Below are 20318 nucleotides of genomic sequence, written 5' to 3'. Positions count from 1 at the left end.
GAGCGCCCCAACGCTGCCCCGCCAATGCCCCCTCCTGTCCCAGGTTGCTGGGACTCGGGGTGTAGCATGCCGCCGTTTTTGCTTGCGCCACCGCGCCACCCCGAATGAGCTCCTCTGCCATCCAAGCCAAGCTCGCCGAACTGGGCATCACCCTGCCGCCGTTGGCCATCCCCGCTGCTGCCTATCTGCCGTTCACGCGCACGGGCAACCTGCTGTTCCTGTCGGGCCACATCGCCAAGCAGGACGGCAAACCCTGGGTCGGCCAGTTGGGCAAGAACGTTGACACCGCCACCGGCCAGGCGGCCGCGCGCGCCGTCGCCATTGACCTGCTGGGCACGCTGCAGGCCGCCACGGGCGACCTGGGCAAGATCGTGCGCATCGTCAAGGTCATGAGCCTCGTGAACAGCACGCCCGACTACACCGAGCAGCACCTCGTCACCAACGGCTGCTCCGAGCTTTTCGCCGCGGTGCTGGGCGAGGCCGGCAAGCATGCGCGCAGCGCCTTCGGCGTGGCGCAGATCCCGCTGGGTGCCTGCGTCGAGATCGAGCTGATCGCGGAAGTTCAAGACTGATGTTCATCCAGCCTTCCAAGTTGCCTGCCCGCGCGCTGGCGGCCATGGCCGTGGCGAGCTTTGCCGGCGTCGGCATCGCGCTGGTTGCCCAGCACCAGTTCGGCGTCAAGCCCTGCCCCTGGTGCGTGCTGCAGCGCGGCATCTTCCTGCTGATCGGCGCGTTCTCGCTGCTGGGCTGGCTGGTGCAGGCCCGGCGCACGCTGCGCCAGGGCACGCTCGTCGTCGTGCTGTTGCTGTGTGCAGCGGGCCTCACTGCGGCCGTTTTCCAGCACGAGGTGGCGTCGCAGAGTGCCACCTGCGCGATGGGCCTGGCAGACAAGATCGTCACCGCGCTGGGGCTCGAAGAGCTGTGGCCATCGGTGTTCATGATCACGGCCAATTGCGCGGAGGCCGCGGCGTACCGGCTGATCGGCCTGCCCTACGAGGTCTGGAGCGGCCTGCTCTTCGCGGGCTTGGCAGCGCTGGGCATCGTCACGCTGGGCAAACGCTGATCACTCGCCCCTGACGACGCCTTCGCGGCGGGGGTCGGCACCGCCCACCCAGCCGTCCTTCACACGCATCAGCACCTGCAGGCCACTGGCCAGGTCGGTCTCGACGACCTGATGCCCGCGGCCGCGCAGGTCGGCCAGTTGCTCGGCCGTCAGCGCACCGCGCTCGACGATGAGGGTGCCGCTGTTGAAGTGGCCGAAGTTGGGCAGGTCCACGGCCTGCTGAGCCGGCAGGCCCCAGGCCAGCGCGCCGGTCAGCACCTTGGCGACGTAATGGATGATGACCGGCCCGCCCGGCGAGCCGGCCAACATCAGCAGCTTGCCGTCGCGGTCGAACACCAGCGTGGGCGCCATGCTGGAGCGCGGGCGCTTGCCGGCCTCGACGCGGTTGGCCACCGGCTTGCCGTCGGCGCCCACGGGGTTCAGCGAGAAATCGGTCAGCTGGTTGTTCAGCATGAAGCCGCCCGCCAGCCCCGTACCGCCGTCGCTCATGACGCGGTTGCCGAAGGCGGACTCGACACTGGTCGTCATCGCCACGGCATGGCCCTCGGCGTCCACGATGCTGACATGGCTGGTGCCGGCTTCGAGCTGCTCGGCCTGGGGCGCCAGGGCCTGCTTGATCAACCCCGGTTGGCCGGCGATGGCCGTACCCGCCGCCTTGGCGCCGATCAGCGCGCCGCGCTGCTTCAGGTAGGCGACGCTGAGCAGGTTCTGCCAGTCGCCACCGGGCGCGGTGACGAAGGCCGGGTCGCCGATGAACTGGGCGCGGTCCGCGAAGGCCAGCTTGGCGGACTCGGCGTAGGCATGCATCCAGTCGGCCGTGATGCCTTTGGCCGCCTGCGCGGCGGGCTGGGTGTCCAGCAGACCAAGGATCTGCATCAGCGTCAGATGGCCCGATGTCGGCGGGCCGAAACCGCAGACGCGATAGCTCCGCCACTCATTGCACAGCGGCGGGCGCACCACGGGCTTGTAGGCGGCGAGGTCAGCCGTCGTCAGCAGGCCCGGGCGGGCATGGCCCTTCACGCGGCGCACGATGTCTTCGGCCACCGGCCCCTCGTAGAAGCCCACCGAGCCCTGCTTTGCGATGCCGCGCAGCACGGCGGCGTAGGCGGGGTTCTTCAGCACGGTGCCAACGGGCTTGGGCGTGCCGGCAGCGTCGAAGAAATACGGCGCCGCCTGGGGGTCGTTGCGCAGTGCGGGCTCGGCGGACATCAGCTCGAACAGGCGCGGGCTGATCGCAAAGCCCTGCTCGGCCAGCCGGATGGCGGGCTCGAACAGGCGTGCCCAGGGCAGCTTGCCGTGCTGGCGATGCCCCTCGGCCAGCATGGCCAGCACGCCGGGCACGCCGGTGGACAGGCCGCTCAGGATGGCATCGCGCATGGCCAGCGGCTTGCCGTCGGGCTTGAGGAACATCTCGGGCGTGGCGGCGGCCGGTGCCGTCTCGCGGCCGTCCAGGGCCTGCACCTGGTGGCCATCCCAGTGCATCAGGAAGGCCCCGCCGGCGATGCCGCTGGATTGCGGCTCGACGAGACTGAGCACCGCCTGCACCGCGACGACCGCATCGAAGGCCGAGCCGCCGGCCTTCAGCATCTCGACGCCGGCATCGACCGCCAGCGGGTTGGCGGCCGTCACGGCAAAGCGCTTGGCGGCTGCCGTCAGGCTGCCCTGCTTGGCGGTGCGGCTGGTGGCGGCCTCGGGTTGGTCGAGGGCATGAGCCGGGGCCAGCAGGCTGGCCAGCAGGAGAGGCGTCAGGAGGCGGAGCATGGCGGGCATCTTAGGCAGGCGCCAGCGCGGGCGTTCATGACACTGTTTCATGTGACGCCAGCAAGGTTCGCGACAGACATACTCGTGACTTCATTCACGAACCAATCGAGGGAAAGCTGATGAGCGCATTGCGTACCCCTATCCAAGCGGCATTGCTCGGCGTAGCGATGCTGGCAGCCCTCCCGGCTTTCGCCGGTGGCAAGACTGAAGACCCTGCCCGCGTCGTCGCCGGTGGTTTGTCGTCTGTGACGCCTGCGGCCTCCCTCGGCCCGGGCAGCTACCTGATCGATTTCGAGAACCTCGCCGTCGGTACCACGGTGAACAGCCAGTACAGCGCTTGGGGTGTCACGTTCTCCGCGAATGCCTACAGCGGCAGCGGCGGCCCCACCGGTGACTGGGCCACCAACACCGACATGACCATCGTTGCCGTGGGTGGCGGTGACACCGGCGGTCTGGGTACCCCGTCCCTGGTCAGCGGCAAGCTGCTGCACTCCTTCAGCGGCTGGCTGAACGAGGACGGCGACGCCAGTTTCGTGCTGGCCTTTGCCAACCCCATCAAGACGATCAGCATCGACTTTGCCGGCATTGCCAACCCCAGCAGCACCGGCATCGACATCTTCAACACCGCCGGCACCTATGTGACGACGATCTTTGCCCAGGCAACTGGCCAGCAGACGTTGACCTACACGGGCAGCAACATCGGCTACGTCGGCGTGACGCCGGGCGACTTCGACGACTGGGTCGGCGTGGACAACATCGGCTTCACGGTGGCTGCCGCGGTGCCGGAGCCTGAAACCTACGGCCTGCTGGCCCTGGGCCTGGGCGTGGTGGGCATTGCCGTGCGCCGCCGCCAGCGCTGAGCGCTCGCAACCCAACAAACAGCCCGGCCCCGCCGGGCTGTTTTGCTTTCAGGCTCAGAAGTAGCCCATGTCCCGTTGGCTGTAGTTGCCGATCTGCGGCAGCACGCGTGGCAGATCCGTCGCGCCGATGCCCATCCAGGTGGCCAGCGTCGCACCGAGTTGGTCCACGCCCGTCGTCGGCAGCAGCCGACCCTGGCCGACGTCGTCCGGCCCGTTGACACTGACCGAAGGCAACGTTCCCCAGAACCTGCCACCCTGCACGGCTCCACCAAGCACGAAATGATGGCTGCCCCAGCCGTGGTCGGAGCCGTCGCCGTTGCTGGTCAGCGAGCGGCCGAAGTCGCTGGCGGTGAAGGTGGTGACCTGGTTGGCAACGCCCAGCTCGACCGTGGCCGCGTAGAAGCTGGCCAGTGCGTCATTCACCGACGTCAGCAGCCCCGGGTGCTCGTCGAGCAGGAAGTCGTGGGTGTCGAAGCCGCCCAGCGACACGAAGAAGACCTGGCGCGTGGCGCCCAGGGTTTGGCGGGCGGCGATGAGCTTGGCCACCATCAGCAGTTGGGCGGACAGGCTGCTGGCGGTGTCGAAGGGCGTCTGAAGGGCCGGCACTCCGGCCAGGCCGGCGGTGACGCTGCCCTGTGCGCTGATGGAGCGGGCGACGACGCGGTTGAGCTCGGCTTCCATCCAGTGGCCGCGGTCGGCGGTGATGAGGCCGCGCAGCGCGTCGGCACAGGCCTGCGAGCCATACAACGGTTTCAGCACGCCGTTGATGGGCACGGCGCCGTTCGTCGACACCTGGTACTGCACGGCCTGCTTGCCGGCCATGAAGACGGCGTTGCCCGCGGCGTTGATGCAGGTGAAGGTGGCCGTGCCGTTGCCCGCCAGGAAGAGGTCGCCCATGCGGCCACCCCAGCCCGAGGTGGCGCCCTCGGGCGAGCTGCTCTGCCAGACGGACTGCTGGTCGTTGTGCGAGAACAGCTTGGGCGGCAGCGGCACGTTCTGGGCCTTGTACTGGGCCAGCGTGGTGGGCTGGATCAGCGTGCCGACATTGAGCTGGATGCCCAGCCGCCCGCTGTCCCACAGGCCCTTGAGCTTGCCGAGTTGAGGGGCCAGTGCCATCTGGCGGCCGCCGACGTTCAGCCCGAGCGCGGTCGAGGCCAGTTGCTGGCGCGGCGTGGCCAGGGTCTGGCGGATGGTGGCGTAAGCGTCGTAGCTGGCCTGATCGTAGGGAACCAGGGTGTTGCCGTAGTCGTTGCCGCCGTAGAGGAAGACGCAAACGAGCGCCTTGTAGTCGCCCGGCGCGGTGGCCGCAGCGGCTTCGCCGAGGGCAGCCAGGTTCAGTGCCCAGGGCGCGGCCGTGCCGGCGATGCCGAGGGCACCGGCGCGGCGCAGGAATTCGCGGCGCTGCAGTTCGGGGAGTCGGTTGAGCTTCATGGTCGCCCCCTCACTTCTGGATTTGATATTCGGGGCAGGCCATCAGCATCAGGATGGCGGCCTGCACACGGTTGAGCTTGCCGGCGTCGCTGCCGGCGGAGATGGTGGCGACGGCGGTCGAGATCGTCGCCTGCGTGGTGGCCGAGATGCCACCGCCACCCAGGCGCGGCGCGAGGTTGGCAACAAGGCCAGGCGCGTCGCCCGCCAGTGCGAGTTCGGCCATGTAGCTGGGCTTCACGTCACCGACGCCATCGGAGATCGCCTTCTGCAGGTAGTTCAGGTAGCCGGCCACCGTGCTCTCGTTGCAGAGCTGGAACTCGGGCGCCGTGACCGCGTTCGTGCCCAACGTCGAATTGGGAGGCACATAGCCGGGGCGGAAGAAGTTGAAGACCGAGGGGCTGCGCAGCGGGCTCTGGCCCAGGCGGGTGCCGGCGTCGCTGGTGTTGCCGATGTTCCACAGGCCGTTGGGCGAGGCGACGTTGAACGTGCGCCCCCACTGGATGAAGCGCTGCAGCGGCTCGCGCAACTTGCCGGCGCCGGGGTCGCCGGACGCCGTGCGGGCCTCGGCGTCGAGCAGGATGGCGCGGATGACGGCCTTGAGGTCGCCGCGCACGCCGGCGCCGTTGTCGGCCCAGACCGCGGCGATGCGCGCGACGTAGCCGGCGCTGGGGTTGCTGGCGACGAGGCGCTGGATCAGCTGGCGGCCGATGAACGGCCCGACGTTGGCATGCGCGGCCAGCGTATCGAGCGCGATCTTCAGCGCGGCCGGGCCATCGGCTGAGGCCGGGATGTCCACGTCCAGCACCTTCTTCGCCCCGGTCGAGAACCTGGCCGCGTTGTTGACCATGGGCTTCTTCATGAAGGCCGGGTCCGTGCCGCTGTAGCTGTCGAAATCCCAGCCGGTGAAGACGCGCGCCAGGTCGGTGATGCTGGTCTGGCCGTAGGTCTCGATGGGTTTGCCGTTGCCGTCGAGCTTCGGCGTGCCGTCGGCATTGAGCCGGTAGAGGCCGATGCTGAAGAGCTGCATGACCTCGCGGGCGTAGTTCTCGTCGGGCACGCGGCCGGTGCTGGTGTCTTCCTTCTGGTTGCCGCGCATGTTCAGGTAGACGCCCATGCCATTGGACAGCGTCACGGCGCCCAGCAGCTCGCGGTAGTTGCCAAAAGCACGCTGCTCCAGCATGTCCACATAGGCCGCGACGGCGAAGCCGCGCCAGGGCGTGGGGAGGCCGCTCATCGAGATGACGAAGATCTCGCTCAAGGCCAGCACGACGCGCTGGCGCAGCAGGTCGGGCGCCGACATCAGCTTGCGCCACAGCGTGTTGTCGACACCGCCGAAGTCATTGCGGTGGTCGACGACGGCGAAGCCGTTGGCCACCATCCAGTCGAAGTGGCTGCTGCTGACGGGCAGCGCGAATTGGGCGTCCAGCCAGGCCGCGTAGCCATCCGCCTTGACGGCGGCGATGTCGGCGCTGCTGGCGGCGAAGCCGGCCTGCGCGAGGAAGCGGGCCGCTTCGGCATCAGTGATGCCAGGCGGCGGTGGGGGAGGCGGCGGAGGTGGCGGAGGTGGTGGTGAGGGCGTCGGCGCGCTGCCATCCCCTCCCCCGCCACCACAGGCGGCGAGCAACGCGGCTGCAGTTGCCGCGGCGGCGAGGCCGGGATTCAGGGCGGCGCTTGTCTCGGGCGCGGGGGCGATGGTCTCGACTTCAGGCGGCGGAGGTGCGCGCATGGTGGCCTCGCTTGTTGTTGGAAGGTTGCTCCGCCCAACGAAAACGGGCCAGCTTGCGCTGACCCGTTGAGACCCATGAACTGGGGATGCGATCTGGGCTTTACCTCAGAGCAACGGAACCCCTGTCTTGCTTTGCGCTTGTTCACGCGTGACGCCTTCGGCCAGCTCGACGAGCTTGATGCCGCCGGGCACGACGTCGAAGACGCCCAGGTCCGTGATGATGCGATCGACCACGCCCACGCCCGTCAGCGGCAGCGTGCAGCTGGGGATGATCTTGAGGTCTTCGGTGCCGTCTTTCTTCTTGGCGACGTGCTCCATCAGCACGATGACGCGCTTGACGCCGGCCACGAGGTCCATCGCGCCGCCCATGCCCTTGACCATCTTGCCCGGGATCATCCAGTTGGCCAGGTCACCGCTGCCGCTGACCTGCATCGCGCCCAGGATGCTGAGGTTGATCTTGCCGGCGCGGATCATCGCGAAGCTGTCGTGGCTGCCGAAGATGCTGCTGCCGGGCAGCGTCGTGACGGTCTGCTTGCCAGCGTTGATGAGGTCGGCGTCGACCTCGTCCTCGGTCGGGAAGGGGCCGATGCCCAGCATGCCGTTCTCGCTCTGCAGCCAGACTTCCTTGGTGGCGGGCACGTGGTTGGCCACCAGCGTCGGGATGCCGATGCCGAGGTTGACGTAGAAGCCGTCTTCCAGCTCCTGGGCCGCGCGCGCGGCCATCTGATCTTGGGTCCAAGGCATGTCAGGCCTCCTTCTTCGGCGAGAGGGTCATCTTCTCGATGCGCTTCTCGGGGTTGGCGTTCACGACGATGCGGTGCACGTAGATACCCGGCAGGTGCACGTCATCCGGATCGATCTCGCCCGTCTCGACGAGATGCTCCACCTCGACGACCGTGAGCTTGCCTGCCATGGCGGCCGCCGGGTTGAAGTTGCGCGCGGTGCGGCGGAACACGAGGTTGCCGCTCTTGTCGGCCTTGTAGGCCTTGACCAGCGACACGTCGGGCACCAGGGCCTTCTCGAGGATGTAGGTCTCGCCGTCGAACTCGCGCGCTTCCTTGCCCTCGGCGATCAGCGTGCCAACGCCGGTGCGCACGAAGAACGCCGGAATGCCGGCGCCACCGGCACGCATCTTCTCGGCCAGCGTGCCTTGCGGCGTGAACTCCAGCTCCAGCTCGCCCGCCAGGTACTGGCGCTCGAACTCCTTGTTCTCGCCCACGTAGCTGGAGATCATCTTCTTGATCTGCCGCGTGACGAGCAGCGCGCCCAGGCCGAAGCCGTCCACGCCGGCGTTGTTGGAAATGACCGTCAGGTCCTTGACGCCGCTGTCGCGCAGGGCCGTGATGAGCGCCTCGGGGATGCCGCACAGGCCGAAGCCGCCGACCGCGAGCATCTGTCCGTCTTTGACGACGCCGCGCAGCGCTTCCTCAGCGCTCGGGTACACCTTGTTCATGCCGAATGTCTCCTACGGTTGGCAATGCCCCCAAGGGTACTATCGCGCCCCTCTCGCCGTCGATTACGCAAGATCGCCTAAGTGGAACCCGCCGCCCTCGACTACCGCAGCGCCTTCCTGCTCGCTCCAATCGGCCTGGTGCTATCGGCCCAACGGCAAATCGTGGACTGCAACGAGCGGGTGCTGCAGATGTTCGCGGCCACGCGCGAACAGCTCGTGGGCCAGAGCTTCGCCGTCATGTACCCCAGCGCAGTCGAGTTCGAGCGCACCGGGGCGCGCATCGTTGCCAGCCTGGATGCGCAGGGCCCAACGGCAAATTACGCAGACGACCGCGTCATGCGGCGGCTGGGTAACGGCGAGCTGTTCTGGTGCCACGTGACCGGCCGTACGCTGGACCCCGCTAATCCGCATGCCCGCGGCATCTGGAGCTTCGAGGACCTGTCGGCGCGGCGGCAGATCACGGCCGAGCTGACGCCGCGCGAGCGCGAGATTGCCGCCCTGCTTGTCGAAGGCCAGACCAGCAAGCTCATCGGCCGGCGCCTGGGTGTGAGCCCGCGCACGGTGGACATCTACCGCGGTCGGCTGATGAAGAAATACCAGGCCGGGAGCACGCCCGAGCTGATCCACAAATTGCTGTCTGCATGAGTCATCCCCACGCACCCGAGTTGCCCTACTGCCGCAACTGCCACTTCACGCTGGCCGTGCCGCGGCCGCGCTACTGCGGCCACTGCGGGCAGGAGACCGATCTGCACCCGCCGTCGGTGCGGGAGATGTTCACCGAGTACCTGGGCCACTACGTCGCCTTCGACGGCCCGCTGTGGCGCACGTTGTGGGCGCTGATCTGCCTGCCCGGGCACCTGACCAACGCCTACTTCCACGGCCGGCGGCGCCGCTACGTGCTGCCGCTGCGGGTCTATCTGAGCGCCAGCTTCGTGTTCTTCGTGGGCTGGGCGCTGCTGCCGCAAGGCCCCACGCAGACGGTGGAGGAAGACCCCGTCGTCGTCACCGAGCCGGGCAAGCCGGTGCGGATGCGCGTCAAGCCACACCAGTCGCCCGCCTCGGTTGCCGCGGCGGCCGAAGCCATGGCCAAGGGTGCCAGTGCCCAGGAGGGCGTGAAGATCAGCTCCAAGCTCGGCGACTGCGATCTGGCAAAACCCGAGACCTGCAGCCGCATCGAGCGTTGGGTGACCGTCGTCGCCAACAAGGCCGAGGCGATGACCTTCGAGCAGTGGAAGATGCGCAGCCGCGCGTTGGCGCCCTACGCCATGCTGGCCATGCAGCCCATCTTTGCCGCCCTGCTGCTGGCCATATTCGCCGGCAGCGGCCGGCGCTATGCCGAGCACTTCGTGTTCTCGCTGCACAGCCACAGCCTGTGGTTCCTGGCGCTGCTGCTGGCGCTGGCGACACGCCTGGAGGGCCCGCTGACGCTGGCCGTCTTCTGCCATGGCGTGGCCGCGATGCGCCGCGTCTACGGCCTGACCCGGTGGGGCGCGATCTGGCGCGGCATGCTGCTCAGCGCCTTCTATTTCGTGCTGCTGACCAGCGTCGCGTTGACGCTGGCAGGGCTGATCGCCGTGACCGCGTGATCAGCTGATCAGGTGAAAACGCCCTGGCGCAGCCACTTGGTCGCCACCCACTTCTCGCCCTCGAGGACGGGCGCGCCGCCGTGCAGGGTCTGCGTGGCCGGGTGGGGCCGGTCGTAGCTGAAGAAGACGGCATTGCCCTTGACGGGCGCGACATCCAGGCCGATGTCCGGGAAGATGGTTGCGCCGCCGGCCGTGGGCGTGTTCAGGTACATGACCAGCGTCGCCACGCGTTGGCCGCCGCGCTTGAGGATGCCGGGCGTGCTGACGTGGCCGGGCTCGAAGTAGTCGTAGTGCGGCTGGTATTCGGCGCCCGGGCGGTAGCGCAACACCTGCAGGCCCTCGCCATGGTCCAGCGGCCAGCGCAGCAGCGTCGCAATGCGCGACTCGATCTTGCGGATCAGCTCGGTCTCGCAGCGCTCGAAGAACATGCCGTCGCTGGTGCGCGCGGCATTCACCTCGCTGCCCTCGGTGCCGGTGGCCACGGTTTCCGAACGCGCCAGGCGCTTGTTTGCGAGGGCCGTGATGCCGTCGCATTCCTCCTCGGACAGCAGGTCACCGAAGACGACCACCCGCGGCTGGCGCAAGGCCATCAGCACCTTCACCTGCCGGTCGCCAGCGTCGATGACGGGGCAGAAGCGGCTCAGCTCGGGCTCGGGCAGGCCGACGGTGGCGCCGGGCGGCGGCGTCAGCGTGGCGGACTGGCCCAGCGTGCGGGCCAGGGCCTGGCGGGCGATGGTCTCGTCCCAGCCGCTGCCCAGCATGGCTGCCAGGACGCTTTCGGACGCGTGGCCGGCGCGGGACTGCTCGGTGATCCACTCACAGAGTTCGGGCGTGATGACTTGCTGGCTCATGGTGCTTTGCGGCGGAAGACAAGACGTTCGTTGGACGAAACCTCAGGCGCGAGACGATAGCCGTCGAGGTCGAAGCCTTTCAAGCCTTCGGGCGTCTCAAGACGTTGCTGAATGGCAAAGCGCGCCATCAGGCCCCGGGCGCGCTTGGCGAAGAAGCTGATGATCTTGTACTCGCCGTTCTTCCAGTCCTCGAACTGGCAGTCGACGACGCGGGGCTTGAGCGCCTTGCGGTCGGCTGCACGGAAGTATTCCTGCGAAGCCAGGTTGACGATGACCGGCACCTTCTCGCCTCGGGCCAGCTTGTTCAGGTGCAGGGCCAGGCGGTCGCCCCACCAGTCGTAGAGGCTGGCGCCGGCCGGCGTGGCCAGGCGGGTACCCATCTCCAGGCGGTAGGGCTGCATGCGGTCCAGCGGCCGCAGCACGCCGTACAGGCCCGACAGCATGCGCACATGGACCTGCGCCCAGGCGATGTCGTCGGTGCTCAGCGTCTTGGCATCCAGGCCGTCGTAGACGTCGCCGTTGAAGGCCAGCACGGCCGGCTTGCTGTTGTGCTCGGTGAAGCGCGGGCGCCAAGCGGCGTAGCGGTCGACGTTGAGCTGGGCCAGCGGCTCGGACAGGTCCATCAGCGCGCGCACGTCGGCCACGGTCTTGGTGCGCAGCACGTCGATGAGCGCCGCGGTGTCGTCGAGGAACTGCGGGCGGGTCAGCGCCGGCGCCAGCTCGGGCGGCGTCGGTGTGTCGTAGTCGAGGGACTTGGCGGGCGAGAGCAGGAACAGCATGGGCGCGGATTTTGTATCAGCCCTTCAGTCGCTCCAGCCATTCGAAGATCGCCATGCCGGCCAGCATCGCCGCGACGAAGCCCAGCGCCTTCGCGTCGCCCAGGCCCGCCACAACCAGGGCTGGCCCCGGGCACAGGCCCGCCAGCCCCCAGCCGATGCCGAACAGCAGGCTGCCGCCCACCAACCGGCGGTCGATGTGCGTGGCGGCCGGCAACTGCATCTGCAGGCCGGCAAAGGACTCGCGCCGGCGGCGTGCCAGCGCGAAGGCCGGCAGCCCCACGGCAATGGCCCCGCCCATGACCAGGGCCAGCGACGGATCCCAGGCGCCGGCCAGGTCAAGGAAGCCTTGCACCTTGGCCGGGAACACCATCCCCGACACGATCAGCCCCAGCCCAAAGACCAGGCCAGCCAACGCGGCGATCAGCACGTTCTTCACAGCAGGTGCCTCAGCACAAAGACGGTTGCGAAGCCGGCGGCCATGAACACCGCCGTCGCGACCGCCGAGCGCGGAGACAGCCGCGACAGCCCGCAGACGCCGTGGCCGCTGGTGCAGCCCGCGCCGTAACGCGTGCCCACGCCCACCAGCAGGCCCGCCACCAGCAGCAGGCCCCAGCCCGCGTCGATGCGCGGCTGCAGCGGCCCGGCGAGCAGCACGTAGACCCACGGCGCCACCAGCAGCCCGCCCAGGAAGGCCAGCCGCCAGGCGCGGTCGCCAGCCACCGGGCGCAGCAGGCCACCCAGGATGCCGCTGATGCCGGCCACACGGCCGCCCAGCAGCAGCAGCACCGCAGCCGCCACGCCGATCAGCAGCCCACCCGCCAGGGCCGGCCACGGCGTGAAGTGGTTCCAGTCCAGGTTCATGCGTCGTCCCGTGGGCAGTACAAGGTGTAGAGCGTGCGCAGCAGCGCGAGCAGCCTGGCGTCGGCCACGCTGTAGAAGATCTTCTTGCCATCGCGGCGCGTGTTGACCACGCCCTCACGGCGCAGCACGCCGAGCTGCTGCGACAGCGTGGGCTGGTGGATGTCCAGCTGCGCCTCCAGGTCGCCGACGCTGATCTCGCCCTGCGACATCTGGCACAGCAGCAGCAGGCGCACCGGATTACCCAGCGCTTTCAGCGCGGCCACCGCCTCTCCTGCGGCTTGGCGCAGGGCCTGAGCGTCGAGCGTGGGTGGGTTGGGCATGCCACACATTATATCGATTGATATAATGAAACACATCCCGACCCGCACGAGGCCGCCATGCCAGTTGCCATCCAAGGTTTCCACGATCCCGCCACCGGCACGGTGAGCTACGTCGTGCACGACCCGGCCACGCACAAGGCCGCCGTCATCGACCCGGTGCTGGACTACGACGCCGCGTCAGGCCGCACCTCCACCCGCTCGGCCAACGCGCTGCTGGCCTATCTGCGCGAACAGGGCTTGACCCTGCAGTGGATCCTGGAGACGCACGCTCACGCCGATCACCTGTCTGCCGCGCCCTGGCTGAAGCAGCAGGCCGGCGGCCAGATCGCCATCGGCGAGCACATCCGCAAGGTGCAGGCCACCTTCGGCCGCTTCTACAACCAACCGGTGGTTGACGACGGCTTCGACCGCCTGCTGCGCGACGGCGAAACGCTGAGCATCGGCAGCCTCGAGGCAACGGCCCTGCTCGTGCCCGGCCACACGCCGGCGGACCTGGCCTACCGCATCGAGGACGCCGTCTTCGTCGGCGACACCCTTTTCATGCCTGACCTCGGCAGCGCCCGCGCCGATTTCCCCGGCGGCGATGCCGCCCAGCTCTACCGCTCCATGCAGCACCTGCTGGCGCTGCCGCCCGAGACCCGCCTCTTCGTCTGCCACGACTACCCGCAGGGCCGCGAGGCGCGCTGGCAGACGACCGTGGCCGAGCAGCGCGCCGCCAACATCCATGTGCACGACGGCATCACCGAGGCCGCCTTCGTCGCCATGCGCCAGGCCCGCGACGCCACACTGGGCGCGCCGGCGCTGATCCTGCCGTCGCTGCAGGTCAACATCCGCGCCGGCCAACTGCCGCCGGCAGAGAACAACGGCGTCAGCTACCTGCGCATTCCGGTCAACGCGCTGCCGAACGCGAGCGGGCAGTAAGCAGCAGCACCACGCCCACCAGCACCACGCCCGCGGCCACCCACTCGTGGCCGCTGATCTGCTCGCCCGCCAGCGTCACGCCCAGCAGCATCGCGATGACCGGGTTCACGAAGGAGTAGCTCGACGCCAGCCCCGCCGAGGCCTCGGCGAGCAGCACCATGTAGGCATTGAAGGCCACCAGCGAGCCGAACACCACGAGATACACCCAGGCCCACAGCGCCTGCGGCTCGATGTGGGTGGGCAGCGCCTCGCCGCTTGCCAGGCTCAGGCCCATCAGCACGGCGCCGCCGGCCAGCATCTCGCTCGCGAAACCCATCGGCCCCGGCGCCAGCGGCAGGCTGCGCTGCGACAGCACGCTGCCCACGGCCCAGCTCGCGCAGGCCACGCTGATGGCCACCAGCCCGGCGGGTGACGCGCCAAAGCCCTGCCCTTGCGTCAGCAGCAGCACACCCACAAGGCCGAAGGCGATGCCCAGCGATTCCAGCCGCGTGGGCTTTTCGCCCCACAGCAGGTTGAGGCCGGCAATCATCAGCGGCATCACCGCGATGAAGGCGACGACCAGGCCCGAGCCCACCGTCTGCTCCGCCGTGGCCGTGCCGCCCATGCCGCCGCCCAGCATCAGCCCGCCGATGACGAGCGCGTTCAACCATTGCCTGCGATTCGGCCAGGGCGCGCCGCGCCAGCGCATCCAGCCGGCCAGCAGCGCACCGGCGACGAGGAAGCGGCTGCCCATCTGGAAGAAGGGCGGCAGGCTGATCAGCGCGAGCTTGATGGCGAAGTAGGTGGAGCCCCAGACCAGCCAGGTGGCGGCCAGGCAGAGCATCAGCTTGGGCGCCAGACCGGGCGCGGTCTTGAGGGGCAGAGTCGTCGTGTTCATGGCCGGCATCGTAGAAATTTCGGCTCCACCGCGACATGGCAGCTTGAAGGTTGAGGCGCACCTTCGCCTTAATATTCAAGAAGTTTCCAGCGATTTATAGAGACTTCCATGGCCATCGAACTCGATCAGCACGACCATCGCATCCTGGCCGAATTGCAGGCCGACGCCCGCCTCACCATGGCCGAGCTGGGCCGGCGCGTGCACCTGAGCCAGCCCGCCGTGACCGAGCGCGTGCGCAAGCTGGAGGACGGCGGCGTGATCCGCGGCTACCGCGCCATCGTCGACGCGAGCAAGCTGGGCTACGGCATCCGTTCCATCATCCGCATCGGCAATCTCGACGAAGCCGAGCTGATGCGCGCGCTGGACTGCAGCCCCGAGGTGACGACGGCCTACGGCGTGACCGGCGAGGACAGCTGGATCCTCGAGATCGCCGTGCGCGACGTGGCGCACTTGCGGGCGACGCTGTCACGCTTTTGCCAGCAGGTGCCGACGTCGACCGCCATCATCCTGAATGCCGTGCGCGAGCACGCGCCGATCAAGCCGCTGCCAACCACAACCGAGCCCGAGCCCATGCCCGCACCGGCCGCGGACAAGAAAAAGCCCCGCCGCAGCGGGGCTTGAGCACAGCCGAAAGGCTGCGGCTTACCTGACCAGCAGCGTGTTGGCGGCGGCCACGTCTTCGGGGCGCAGCTGGCCCGAAGCTTGGCGCAGGCGCAGGCTGTTGACGACTACGTCGTAACGCGCCTTGGCCAGGTCGCGCTGGGTCGTGTAGAGCTGGGTCTGGGCGTTCAGCACGTCCAGGTTCACGCGCACGCCAACCTTGTAGCCGAGCTGCGTGGCTTCCAGCGCCAGCTTGGTGGACGACTCGGCGGCCTCGAAGGCGCTGACCTGGGCCTTCTGCGACTGCACGAGATAGAAGTAGCGGCGCGTGCCTTCGGCCACGGCGCGGCGCGCGAAGTCGAGGTCGTTGCGGGCCTTGTCTTCCAACACCAGGGTTTCCTTGATGCGGTTCTGCGTCAGGCCGCCGGTGTACAGCGGGTAGGTCAGCGTCAGGCCGATGCTGGCCGTCTTGCTGGTACCCACGCCCGAAGCCGTCGCCTGGGCGCCGTTCAGGCTGTTGTGCAGGTTCTGGCCGCCGACGGTGCCGTTCAGATCCAGCGTGGGCCTCTCGCCAGCGCGGGCGATCTGCGTGTCGAGCTGGGCGACTTCCAGGCCGAGGCGCGCCTTGCGGACGCCGGGATGTTGCTCGTCCGCGGTTGCGACCCAGGTGTCGATGTTGCTGCTCGACAGTGCCGGCAGGGCCACCGGCACGGCCAGGCCCTTGGGCTCCACGCCCATGCGGCCGACGAACTGGTCCAGCGTCACGCGCTTGACGCGAAGGTCGTTGTCCGCCGCCAGCTCCTGGGCCACGGCCAGGTCGTAGCGGGCCTGCGCTTCACGCGTGTCGGTGATGGTGGCGGTGCCGACTTCGAAATTGCGCTTGGCGGAGGCCAACTGCTCGGAGATGCCGGCCTTGTTGGCCTGCGAGGTCGTCAGCGCATCCTTGGCGGCCAGCACGTCGAAATAAGCCGTGGCCAGGCGCACGATCAGGTCTTGCTCGGCGGACTCCAGGTCAGCCTGTGCAACGGCATAGCCGCGGCGGGCCTTGTCGATGGTCGGCATGTTGGCCGCGTTGTAGACCGAGTACTTGCCCTGCAGGCCGGCCGACAGCGTGGTGCTGTTGACGCCGCCGGTCGAGGGCGGATCAGTGCGCGCCTGCGTGCCCGAAGCCGACAGACCGAAGGACGGACGGGTCAGCGCCTCGGCCTGCGCGGCGCGAGCAGCGGCGGCATCAGCGGTCGCGCGGGCCGCCAGATAAGTCGCGTCATAGCCCCGCGCGGCGTCGTAAAGCTCTTGCAGGCTTTGCGCCTGGGCCACGCCGGCAAACAGGAGGCCGGCCGCGATGGCCAGCGGTTGCAGGATCAGGCGAGAGGCGGAGACGAAGGGCATGGGAATCCTTGGCTTGGGCAATGTAGTGAGCGCGGCCGGGTTTATAGAGGCAAAGCCCGCCGATGACTGAAGCCATGTGACGATCTGCGCCCAAACGGGGAGCAACGGTCGTTTTACGGCGACGGGCTGCATCCAGGTCCAGCTCAGAAGTGGAAGGCCGGGGCTTCGACAAAGCCCGGCAGGCGGCCGGCCACCGTATCGAAGAGCTCCACCCGACGGAAGTCGTCTGCGCCGGTGCGCGTGACCAGCACGGCGCGCATGACCGGCTCCTCGCCGACGATGGCCACCAAGCGGCCACCGACCTTGAGCTGGTTCAGCAGCGCCTGCGGCACCGCGGCGACCGAGCCCGACAGCAGGATGGCGTCGAAGGGTTCCTCGGCACCCAGGCCGGCGGCGCCGTCCTGGTTCAGCACCGTCACGTTCAGCACGCCGGCGCGCTTGAGGTTGGCCGAGGCCTGGGCGGCCAGGCCGGCGTCGCCCTCCACCGCGATGACGCGCTGGGCCTTGTGGCCGAGCAGCGCGGCCAGATGACCCGTTGCGGCGCCGATCTCCAGCACCTTCTCGTGGCGCTGCACCTTGAGTTCCTGCAGCAGGCGGGCTTCGACCTTGGGCGCCAGCATGCGGCGCGTGGCGCTCAGCGGCAGCTCGACGTCGACAAAGGCCTGGGCGCGATGAGCCTCGGGCACGAAGTCCTCGCGGTGCACGACGCGCAGCAGCTCCAGCACGCTGGGGTCCAGCACATCCCAGGGGCGGATCTGCTGCTCGATCATGTTGAAGCGGACTTGTTCGAGATTCATCTTGTTCTCCGGGGGGCGCGGTACGGCGGACTGAAAAGCAAAATTCTAGGTGCCCGGCGGGCCGGCCAGCAGGCCGTGCAGCAACAGCGCCATCTGCGCGTCCAGCAGCTCCTCGGCGCTCATCGTCTTGTGGCAGCTGTCCTGCTCGCCGAAGGAGTGCTCGTGCAGCAGCATGTGCAGCATGGGCGCGATCAGCAGGTGCACGGTGGCCTCGACGGGCACGGCGCGGAACTCACCGGAGCGGATGCCGCGCTCGATGAGGCCGCCGATCAATGTCTGCGACGGCTTGATGACCTCGTCCACGTAGAACCGCGCCAGCTCCGGGAAGTTGCGTGCCTCGATCATCATGATCTTGCAGACGACGCCCGCGTTGCCGTGGCCCACCTTGGCCCACCAGGTCTGCATCATCTGGCTCAGCAGCTCGGCGATGGGGCCCTGGTACTGCGCGGCCTGAGCGGCCGACTCGGCGATGTGCACAGAGAGGTTGTCCCGCACCATGGCCTTGAACAGCTCTTCCTTGCTCGGGTAGTAGCGGTAGAGCGTGCCCTTGGCGACGCCGGCGCGGGTGGCCACCTCCTCGCTGCGCGTGGCCGCGAACCCCTTCTCGACAAAAAGCGCCAAGGCGGCGTCCAGCAGTTCCTGCGGGCGGGCGTCCTTGCGGCGTTGGCGGAGGGGGGCGGTGGTCAAGATTGCGGAGTTAATGACCGGAGGGTCAGTAATGTAGCCGGCGGGGCCAGTTGCCGGCAAGGTCGCGCCATGCCCCCTGGCTACACTGCGCGGCTTTGTTCGCCCCCGGAGCCGTTAAGTGGATGTCATCCTGCTGATCAAAGCCGCCATCATGGGCATCGTCGAGGGGCTGACCGAGTTCCTGCCGGTGTCGTCCACGGGCCATCTGATCCTGACCGGCAGCCTGCTCGGCATGACGGATGCGAAGTCCAAGGTTTTCGACATCGCCATCCAGAGCGGCGCCATCCTGGCCGTACTGATCGTCTACTGGGCGCGCATCCGCGAGGCGCTGGCCGGCATCACCAGCAGCGCGAAACAACAGCGCTTCGTGGCCAACATCGCCATCGGCTTCCTGCCGGCCGGCATCGTCGGGCTCACCGTCTACAAGGCGATCAAGGCCCATCTCTTCAACGCCCCGGTCGTGGCGGGCGCCTTCATCGTCGGTGCGCTGATCATCCTGTGGGCCGAGAAGCGCGCCCAGCCGGTGGCCCGCGTGCAGACGGTGGACGACATGACGCCGCTGGACGCGCTCAAGGTCGGCCTCGTGCAATGCCTGGGCATGATCCCCGGCACCAGCCGCTCGGGCGCCACCATCATCGGCGGCATGCTGCTGGGCCTGTCGCGCAAGGCGGCAACGGACTTCTCCTTCTTCCTGGCCATCCCGACGCTGATCTCGGCCGGCGGCTACAGCCTGTGGAAGGAGCGCCACGCGCTGTCGATGACTGACTTCCCGATGTTCGCCGTCGGCTTCATCGTCAGCTTCCTGGCGGCGTGGGCCTGCGTGCGCTGGCTGCTGCGCTACGTGGCCACCCACAACTTCGTGCCGTTCGCCTGGTACCGCATCGCCTTCGGTGTCGTGGTGCTGGTGACCTGGTACACGGGCACGGTCGTCTGGGCCGACTGACCCGCCTCTTGCAAGACGACCTCGCCGGGCGGCTGCTGCCGGCCTTCCATTTCGAGGAGCGCCACTGCATCCGCGGCGTCGAGGCCACGCCTGACACGCTTCGCGCCGTCATCCACGGCTTTGACGACAACAGCGATGCCTGGCTCAACGCGCTGCTGTGGCTGCGCGAGTGGCCGGCGCGCCAGGTCTACCGCTGGTGGCCCGCGCACGGCATTGCGCCTGAGCAGCCCCGCTTTGGCCTGAACAGCTTCACGCTGCTGGCAGAGGACGACACCGGCCTGGCCTTCGGCCTGCTGGGCAGCTTCTGGCGGCTGAACTTCGGGCTGCAGCGGGTGGCGGATGCTGCCCAGTTCGCACAAGCCAACCCGCCCGGCGCGGCCAAGCTCGTGCTGAGCTTTCAGTGGACGCACGGCGAAGCGGGCCACCTCCATCTGGAGACCGTGACCCGCGTGCAATGCACCGATGCCCACGCGCGCCGCCTCATGGCGCTGTACTGGACCCTGATACGCCCCTTCAGCGGCCTGATCCGGCACCGCATCCTGCGGCAGATCCGGCGAATCTCACAGGCGCCAGCCAGTCGATAATCCACCCATGGCCATCACGATCAAGACCGCAGCCGATGTCGAAGGCATGCGCATCGCCGGACGCCTGGCGTCCGAAGTCCTGGACATGCTCACGGCGCATGTCCAGCCGGGCATCACAACCAACGAGCTGGACAAGCTTGCGCACGACTACATCGTCAACGTGCAGCAGGGCATCCCCGCCCCGCTGAACTACTGCCCGCCCGGCTACATCCCCTACCCCAAGTCGATCTGCACGTCGGTGAACCAGGTGGTCTGCCACGGCATCCCGAACGAGAAGGCGCTGAAGAACGGCGACATCGTCAACATCGACGTCACCGTCATCAAGGACGGCTGGCACGGCGACACCAGCCGCATGTTCGTCGTGGGCGAGGGCTCCATCGCCGCCAAGCGCCTGTGCGCCTTCACGTATGAGGCCATGTGGAAGGGCATCGCCAAGGTCAAGCCGGGCGCACGCCTGGGCGACATCGGCCACGCCATCCAGACCTTTGCCGAGAACGCCGGCTTCTCCATCGTGCGCGAGTTCTGCGGCCACGGCATCGGCCAGGTCTTCCACGAGGAACCGCAGGTGCTGCACTACGGCCGCCCAGGCACGCTGGACGAGCTGGTGCCCGGCATGATGTTCACCATCGAGCCCATGATCAACGCCGGCCGCCGCGAGATCCGCGAGATGGGTGATGGCTGGACCATCGCCACCAAGGACCGGTCTCTCTCGGCCCAGTGGGAGCACACCATCCTCGTCACCGACACCGGCTACGAGGTCATGACCGTGTCCGCCGGCAGTCCGCCGCCACCCGCCTTCATCACGCAGGCTGCGGCCGCGACGGCCTGA

The 20318-nt window shown here is 68.4% G+C and carries 24 protein-coding genes; 10 read left to right on the top strand and 14 right to left on the bottom strand.

What is annotated here, in order from left to right; translation table 11 throughout:
* Window positions 1–104 precede the first annotated feature (104 nt).
* Window positions 105–572, top strand: a complete 468-nt coding sequence (locus AC07V5_RS17470) for a RidA family protein (RefSeq protein ID WP_495116944.1) — start codon at window positions 105–107, stop codon at window positions 570–572.
* Complete coding sequence (locus AC07V5_RS17465; RefSeq protein ID WP_495116943.1) at window positions 572–1063, top strand: disulfide bond formation protein B; 492 nt, start codon at window positions 572–574, stop codon at window positions 1061–1063. Before AC07V5_RS17470 ends, AC07V5_RS17465 begins: the two co-directional genes overlap by 1 nt.
* Here the strand turns inward: AC07V5_RS17465 and AC07V5_RS17460 are convergent, their stop codons facing one another.
* Window positions 1064–2824, bottom strand: a complete 1761-nt coding sequence (locus AC07V5_RS17460) for a gamma-glutamyltransferase family protein (RefSeq protein WP_495116942.1) — start codon at window positions 2822–2824, stop codon at window positions 1064–1066.
* 119 nt (window positions 2825–2943) lie between these two features.
* Here AC07V5_RS17460 and AC07V5_RS17455 point away from each other — a divergent pair, with 119 nt between their 5' ends.
* The gene (locus AC07V5_RS17455; protein ID WP_495116941.1) at window positions 2944–3684 is read left to right on the top strand and encodes a PEP-CTERM sorting domain-containing protein; all 741 of its coding nucleotides are present in this window, start codon (window positions 2944–2946) and stop codon (window positions 3682–3684) included.
* Window positions 3685–3738: 54 nt separating this feature from the next.
* On the opposite strand, the gene AC07V5_RS17450 is transcribed toward AC07V5_RS17455, so the two are convergent.
* From AC07V5_RS17450 to AC07V5_RS17435, 4 genes are all read right to left on the bottom strand, one after another.
* Window positions 3739–5115, bottom strand: coding sequence for a DUF1501 domain-containing protein (locus tag AC07V5_RS17450; RefSeq protein WP_495116940.1), 1377 nt, complete (start codon window positions 5113–5115; stop codon window positions 3739–3741).
* A 10-nt stretch (window positions 5116–5125) separates the two neighbouring features.
* Window positions 5126–6841 carry a DUF1800 domain-containing protein gene (locus AC07V5_RS17445; protein ID WP_495116939.1) on the bottom strand — a complete coding sequence of 572 codons (1716 nt, stop codon included), beginning with the start codon at window positions 6839–6841 and terminating at the stop codon, window positions 5126–5128.
* Window positions 6842–6946: 105 nt separating this feature from the next.
* The gene (locus AC07V5_RS17440; RefSeq protein ID WP_495116938.1) at window positions 6947–7585 is read right to left on the bottom strand and encodes a 3-oxoacid CoA-transferase subunit B; all 639 of its coding nucleotides are present in this window, start codon (window positions 7583–7585) and stop codon (window positions 6947–6949) included.
* Between the two features lies 1 nt (window position 7586).
* Window positions 7587–8294 (bottom strand): CoA transferase subunit A, encoded by a 708-nt coding sequence (locus AC07V5_RS17435; protein WP_495116937.1) that lies wholly within the window; start codon window positions 8292–8294, stop codon window positions 7587–7589.
* 81 nt (window positions 8295–8375) lie between these two features.
* Between AC07V5_RS17435 and AC07V5_RS17430 the strand changes: the two genes are divergently transcribed.
* On the top strand, window positions 8376–8939 hold the full coding sequence (locus AC07V5_RS17430) for a LuxR C-terminal-related transcriptional regulator (protein ID WP_495116936.1): 564 nt from the start codon (window positions 8376–8378) through the stop codon (window positions 8937–8939).
* Window positions 8936–9880: a DUF3667 domain-containing protein gene (locus AC07V5_RS17425; RefSeq protein ID WP_495116935.1), complete on the top strand. Its 945-nt coding sequence runs from the start codon at window positions 8936–8938 to the stop codon at window positions 9878–9880. The genes AC07V5_RS17430 and AC07V5_RS17425 overlap by 4 nt, the downstream gene beginning before the upstream one ends.
* Window positions 9881–9888: 8 nt before the next feature.
* On the opposite strand, the gene AC07V5_RS17420 is transcribed toward AC07V5_RS17425, so the two are convergent.
* The 5 genes from AC07V5_RS17420 to AC07V5_RS17400 are packed head-to-tail and all read right to left on the bottom strand — an operon-like array spanning window position 9889 to window position 12691.
* Entirely contained in the window at window positions 9889–10731 is an 843-nt protein-coding gene (locus AC07V5_RS17420) for a 2OG-Fe(II) oxygenase (RefSeq protein WP_495116934.1), read from the bottom strand.
* A complete protein-coding gene (gene yaaA, locus AC07V5_RS17415; protein ID WP_495116933.1) occupies window positions 10728–11510 on the bottom strand; it encodes a peroxide stress protein YaaA in 783 nt (260 codons plus the stop codon). Before yaaA ends, AC07V5_RS17420 begins: the two co-directional genes overlap by 4 nt.
* A 16-nt stretch (window positions 11511–11526) precedes the next feature.
* A complete protein-coding gene (locus AC07V5_RS17410) occupies window positions 11527–11946 on the bottom strand; it encodes a DUF6691 family protein (RefSeq protein WP_495116932.1) in 420 nt (139 codons plus the stop codon).
* Entirely contained in the window at window positions 11943–12371 is a 429-nt protein-coding gene (locus AC07V5_RS17405) for a YeeE/YedE family protein (protein WP_495116931.1), read from the bottom strand. The genes AC07V5_RS17410 and AC07V5_RS17405 overlap by 4 nt, the downstream gene beginning before the upstream one ends.
* On the bottom strand, window positions 12368–12691 hold the full coding sequence (locus AC07V5_RS17400) for a metalloregulator ArsR/SmtB family transcription factor (RefSeq protein WP_495116930.1): 324 nt from the start codon (window positions 12689–12691) through the stop codon (window positions 12368–12370). The genes AC07V5_RS17405 and AC07V5_RS17400 overlap by 4 nt, the downstream gene beginning before the upstream one ends.
* Before the next feature lie 57 nt (window positions 12692–12748).
* Here AC07V5_RS17400 and AC07V5_RS17395 point away from each other — a divergent pair, with 57 nt between their 5' ends.
* Window positions 12749–13612: an MBL fold metallo-hydrolase gene (locus AC07V5_RS17395; RefSeq protein ID WP_495116929.1), complete on the top strand. Its 864-nt coding sequence runs from the start codon at window positions 12749–12751 to the stop codon at window positions 13610–13612.
* Here AC07V5_RS17395 and yedA read toward each other — a convergent pair.
* Entirely contained in the window at window positions 13581–14489 is a 909-nt protein-coding gene (gene yedA / locus AC07V5_RS17390) for a drug/metabolite exporter YedA (protein ID WP_495116928.1), read from the bottom strand. The genes AC07V5_RS17395 and yedA overlap by 32 nt on opposite strands.
* Before the next feature lie 108 nt (window positions 14490–14597).
* Here yedA and AC07V5_RS17385 point away from each other — a divergent pair, with 108 nt between their 5' ends.
* Complete coding sequence (locus tag AC07V5_RS17385) at window positions 14598–15110, top strand: Lrp/AsnC family transcriptional regulator (protein WP_495116927.1); 513 nt, start codon at window positions 14598–14600, stop codon at window positions 15108–15110.
* A 21-nt stretch (window positions 15111–15131) separates the two neighbouring features.
* Here the strand turns inward: AC07V5_RS17385 and AC07V5_RS17380 are convergent, their stop codons facing one another.
* From AC07V5_RS17380 to AC07V5_RS17370, 3 genes are all read right to left on the bottom strand, one after another.
* Window positions 15132–16478, bottom strand: coding sequence for a TolC family outer membrane protein (locus tag AC07V5_RS17380; RefSeq protein ID WP_495116926.1), 1347 nt, complete (start codon window positions 16476–16478; stop codon window positions 15132–15134).
* Window positions 16479–16621: 143 nt separating this feature from the next.
* Entirely contained in the window at window positions 16622–17275 is a 654-nt protein-coding gene (locus AC07V5_RS17375; protein ID WP_495116925.1) for a protein-L-isoaspartate O-methyltransferase family protein, read from the bottom strand.
* 45 nt (window positions 17276–17320) lie between these two features.
* Window positions 17321–17962, bottom strand: coding sequence for a TetR/AcrR family transcriptional regulator (locus AC07V5_RS17370; protein ID WP_495116924.1), 642 nt, complete (start codon window positions 17960–17962; stop codon window positions 17321–17323).
* Between the two features lie 118 nt (window positions 17963–18080).
* Here AC07V5_RS17370 and AC07V5_RS17365 point away from each other — a divergent pair, with 118 nt between their 5' ends.
* The 3 genes from AC07V5_RS17365 to map are packed head-to-tail and all read left to right on the top strand — an operon-like array spanning window position 18081 to window position 20318.
* A complete protein-coding gene (locus tag AC07V5_RS17365; RefSeq protein WP_495116923.1) occupies window positions 18081–18905 on the top strand; it encodes an undecaprenyl-diphosphate phosphatase in 825 nt (274 codons plus the stop codon).
* A gap of 8 nt (window positions 18906–18913) precedes the next feature.
* Window positions 18914–19489 (top strand): hypothetical protein, encoded by a 576-nt coding sequence (locus AC07V5_RS17360; RefSeq protein WP_495116922.1) that lies wholly within the window; start codon window positions 18914–18916, stop codon window positions 19487–19489.
* 7 nt (window positions 19490–19496) lie between these two features.
* Complete coding sequence (gene map / locus AC07V5_RS17355; protein WP_495116921.1) at window positions 19497–20318, top strand: type I methionyl aminopeptidase; 822 nt, start codon at window positions 19497–19499, stop codon at window positions 20316–20318.

The sequence above is a fragment of the Roseateles sp. GW821-FHT02E12 genome (assembly GCF_059421665.1).
Note: the sequence above shows the minus strand (reverse complement) of the source record. Positions and strands in the feature narration are given on the sequence as shown.

Coding starts and splice junctions, on each gene's coding strand:
- AC07V5_RS17470 (WP_495116944.1), top strand. CDS start 105: ATGAGCTCCTCTGCCATCCAAGCCAAGCTCGCCGAACTGGGCATCACC.
- AC07V5_RS17465 (WP_495116943.1), top strand. CDS start 572: ATGTTCATCCAGCCTTCCAAGTTGCCTGCCCGCGCGCTGGCGGCCATG.
- AC07V5_RS17460 (WP_495116942.1), bottom strand. CDS start 2,824: ATGCTCCGCCTCCTGACGCCTCTCCTGCTGGCCAGCCTGCTGGCCCCG.
- AC07V5_RS17455 (WP_495116941.1), top strand. CDS start 2,944: ATGAGCGCATTGCGTACCCCTATCCAAGCGGCATTGCTCGGCGTAGCG.
- AC07V5_RS17450 (WP_495116940.1), bottom strand. CDS start 5,115: ATGAAGCTCAACCGACTCCCCGAACTGCAGCGCCGCGAATTCCTGCGC.
- AC07V5_RS17445 (WP_495116939.1), bottom strand. CDS start 6,841: ATGCGCGCACCTCCGCCGCCTGAAGTCGAGACCATCGCCCCCGCGCCC.
- AC07V5_RS17440 (WP_495116938.1), bottom strand. CDS start 7,585: ATGCCTTGGACCCAAGATCAGATGGCCGCGCGCGCGGCCCAGGAGCTG.
- AC07V5_RS17435 (WP_495116937.1), bottom strand. CDS start 8,294: ATGAACAAGGTGTACCCGAGCGCTGAGGAAGCGCTGCGCGGCGTCGTC.
- AC07V5_RS17425 (WP_495116935.1), top strand. CDS start 8,936: ATGAGTCATCCCCACGCACCCGAGTTGCCCTACTGCCGCAACTGCCAC.
- AC07V5_RS17420 (WP_495116934.1), bottom strand. CDS start 10,731: ATGAGCCAGCAAGTCATCACGCCCGAACTCTGTGAGTGGATCACCGAG.
- yaaA (WP_495116933.1), bottom strand. CDS start 11,510: ATGCTGTTCCTGCTCTCGCCCGCCAAGTCCCTCGACTACGACACACCG.
- AC07V5_RS17405 (WP_495116931.1), bottom strand. CDS start 12,371: ATGAACCTGGACTGGAACCACTTCACGCCGTGGCCGGCCCTGGCGGGT.
- AC07V5_RS17400 (WP_495116930.1), bottom strand. CDS start 12,691: ATGCCCAACCCACCCACGCTCGACGCTCAGGCCCTGCGCCAAGCCGCA.
- AC07V5_RS17395 (WP_495116929.1), top strand. CDS start 12,749: ATGCCAGTTGCCATCCAAGGTTTCCACGATCCCGCCACCGGCACGGTG.
- yedA (WP_495116928.1), bottom strand. CDS start 14,489: ATGAACACGACGACTCTGCCCCTCAAGACCGCGCCCGGTCTGGCGCCC.
- AC07V5_RS17385 (WP_495116927.1), top strand. CDS start 14,598: ATGGCCATCGAACTCGATCAGCACGACCATCGCATCCTGGCCGAATTG.
- AC07V5_RS17380 (WP_495116926.1), bottom strand. CDS start 16,478: ATGCCCTTCGTCTCCGCCTCTCGCCTGATCCTGCAACCGCTGGCCATC.
- AC07V5_RS17375 (WP_495116925.1), bottom strand. CDS start 17,275: ATGAATCTCGAACAAGTCCGCTTCAACATGATCGAGCAGCAGATCCGC.
- map (WP_495116921.1), top strand. CDS start 19,497: ATGGCCATCACGATCAAGACCGCAGCCGATGTCGAAGGCATGCGCATC.